This is a genomic window from Microvirga vignae (assembly GCF_001017175.1).
In the GTDB taxonomy this organism is placed as follows: Bacteria; Pseudomonadota; Alphaproteobacteria; order Rhizobiales; family Beijerinckiaceae; genus Microvirga; species Microvirga vignae.
Genome location: NZ_LCYG01000123.1, coordinates 1 through 2950, shown reverse-complemented (window position 1 = coordinate 2950; position 2950 = coordinate 1). Strand labels below are relative to the sequence as shown.

General features: G+C 61.9%; 3 protein-coding genes and 1 pseudogene. All 4 read right to left on the bottom strand.

The annotated features are described in order from the left end of the window. The coding region (locus AA309_RS29605) for a PEP/pyruvate-binding domain-containing protein (RefSeq protein ID WP_047192614.1) at positions 1 to 395 on the bottom strand (395 nt) is incomplete at its 3' end. Then, positions 395 to 811 carry a hypothetical protein gene (locus AA309_RS29600; protein ID WP_047192613.1) on the bottom strand — a complete coding sequence of 139 codons (417 nt, stop codon included), beginning with the start codon at positions 809 to 811 and terminating at the stop codon, positions 395 to 397. The genes AA309_RS29605 and AA309_RS29600, both read right to left, overlap by 1 nt. Then, positions 804 to 2093: a citrate synthase gene (gene gltA, locus AA309_RS29595; protein WP_047192612.1), complete on the bottom strand. Its 1290-nt coding sequence runs from the start codon at positions 2091 to 2093 to the stop codon at positions 804 to 806. Before gltA ends, AA309_RS29600 begins: the two co-directional genes overlap by 8 nt. A 68-nt stretch (positions 2094 to 2161) precedes the next feature. Further along, a pseudogene (locus AA309_RS29590) lies at positions 2162 to 2950 on the bottom strand (malate synthase G); the annotation flags it as partial.

Below are 2950 nucleotides of genomic sequence, written 5' to 3'. Positions count from 1 at the left end.
TCGTCGCCCGCGCCCTTGGCCAGCGCCTCGACGGTCACATCGTTGAGGCCGAGATTGAGCACCGTGTCCATCATGCCGGGCATCGACGCGCGTGCGCCGGAGCGGACGGAAACCAGAAGCGGGTTCTGGGCATCGCCGAAGGTGCGGCCCGTGAGACGGCCGACGAAATTCAGGGCGTTTTCGACCTGACCCTTCAGTTCCTGCGGATAGGAGCGGCCATGGTCGTAGTAATAAGTGCAGACTTCCGTGGTGATCGTGAAGCCCGGAGGAACCGGCAGCCCCAGATTGGACATTTCGGCGAGGTTCGCCCCCTTGCCCCCGAGCAGGTTCTTCATCCCCGCCTGGCCCTCGGCCTTCCCGTCACCGAAGGTGTAAACCCACTTCCATTCGGCCATTACTGCACCCCTGCCATATATTCATGCAGGACATCGGCGGCATCAGCCAGCTCAGTCTCGTTAAACTCAAAGCACCCACAGCTGTCGATCGTCTCGCCAATGTCATGGGAGTAGACCTCCAGCCAGAACGGCGGAATGTACGATTGACCATCCTCCGACCGTGGCATCTCGGTCAGCCGGATTTCCACACTGCCGAACCATGCAAGTGTCGTCGTACGCGTGCCATTGGTTTGCTCAGGTGTCATGGCCAACTGAACATAGGCTTGGAGGATTTTTTGCTCGAAGTGATCAGGATTAAGAGGGCTTGAACGAAAGGAATCCAGGAGTTTTGGCTCGGACCAAGATCCTTTGGCGTTACCCACTCCCTGCGCTTGTGTACGGCTATTTTGCCAGGCGGCGAGATTGTAATTATGCACGAAGGGTCTCCTGGATGTATGGGCGCAGCGGCGCGCCGGTGTAGAGCTGGCGCGGGCGGCCGATGCGCTGGGACGGATCCTCGATCATCTCGCTCCACTGGGCAATCCAGCCGACCGTGCGGGCCAGCGCGAAGAGCACCGTGAACATGGAGGTGGGGAAGCCCATCGCCTTGAGGGTGATGCCCGAATAGAAGTCGATGTTCGGGTAGAGCTTCTTCTCGACGAAATACTCGTCCTTCAGGGCGATCTGCTCAAGCTCCACGGCGACATCGAGGAGCGGGTCGTCCTTGATGCCGAGCTCGTTGAGCACCTCGTGAGTGGTCTTCTGCATGATGCGGGCGCGCGGGTCGTAGTTCTTGTAGACCCGGTGGCCGAAGCCCATGAGGCGGAACGGATCGTTCTTGTCCTTCGCCTTGGCGATATACTCAGGAATGCGATCGGGCGTGCCAATTTCTTCCAGCATCTTGAGGGCCGCTTCGTTCGCGCCGCCGTGGGCAGGGCCCCAGAGGCAGGCGATGCCGGCGGCAATGCAGGCGAAGGGGTTGGCACCCGAGGAGCCGGCGAGACGAACCGTCGAGGTCGAGGCGTTCTGCTCGTGGTCGGCATGCAGGATGAAGATCCGGTCCAGAGCGCGCGCGAGGACCGGGTTCACCTTGTACTCCTCGGCAGGCACGGCGAAGCACATGCGCAGGAAGTTCGAGGTGTAGTCGAGGTCGTTCTGCGGATGCACGAAGGGCTGGCCGATGGAGTACTTGTAGGCCATGGCCGCCAGCGTGGGCATCTTCGCGATCATGCGCATCGAAGCGATCATGCGCTGATGCGGATCCGAGATGTCGGTCGAATCATGATAGAAGGCCGAGAGAGCGCCGACGCATCCGACCATGATCGCCATCGGGTGGGCGTCGCGGCGGAAGCCGGTGAAGAACCGGTTCATCTGGTCGTGCACCATGGTGTGGCGCGTGACGCGGTAATCGAAGTCGGCCTTCTGAGCCGCCGTCGGCAGCTCTCCATAGAGCAGCAGATAGCAGGTCTCCAGGAAGTCGCCGTGCTCGGCGAGCTGGTCGATGGGATAGCCCCGGTAGAGGAGGATGCCCTTGTCACCGTCGATATAGGTGATCTTCGACTCGCAGGCCGCGGTCGAGGTGAAGCCGGGATCGTAGGTGAACATCCCGGTCTGACCGTAGAGTTTCGAAATATCGATGACGCTCGGGCCGATCGTGCCCTCTTTCACCGCTAGTTCCACGGCCTTGTTGTCGACTGAGAGTGTGGAGTTGGAACTCATGGATAAATCGTTCAGGTAAGTGGGCAGAGCCCGTGATCATCGGGAAATGTGAAAAGGCTGGTTGTACTCTAGTGTAACCTGCCGTGCATCTCCGCCTCACGGCGGCGCGCATGGAGAACCCACTCGGTGTAGCCGTTGGGCTGCTCCACGCCTTTGAAGATTAGATCGCAGGCCGCCCGGAAGGCGGGGCCGTCGAAGCCCGGCGCCATGGGCCGGTAGAGCGGATCGCCCGCATTCTGGCGGTCCACCACTTCCGCCATGCGGCGCAGGGTCTGCATCACCTGTGCCTCCGTGGCGCAGCCAGTTGGCGAGGTGCTGGCTGGAGATGCGCAAAGTCGCACGATCTTCCATCAGGCCCACATCGTGAACGTCCGGCACCTTGGAGCAGCCGACGCCCTGGTCGATCCAGCGCACCACGTAGCCGAGAATGCCCTGGCAATTGTTGTCGAGCTCCTGCTGCACCGCATCCGGCGCCCAGTTCGACTGCGACACCGGAATGGTCAGGATGTCGGAGAGCTTTGCGCGCGAACGCGACTTCAGCTCGGCCTGACGTGCCTGGACGTCCACCTGATGATAGTGCAGCGCGTGCAGCGTCGCGGCCGTGGGCGACGGCACCCAGGCGGTGTTCGCGCCCGCCTGTGGATGGCCGATCTTCTGCGCCAGCATGTCGGCCATCTTGTCGGGCGCGGCCCACATGCCCTTGCCGATCTGCGCGTGGCCCGGAAGGCCGCAGAGCAGGCCCACATCCACGTTGTTGTCCTCGTAGGCCTTGATCCAGGCCGTCGACTTCATGTCGTTCTTGCGGATCATGGGGCCGGCTTCCATCGAGGTGTGGATCTCGTCGCCTCTTGGGGCTT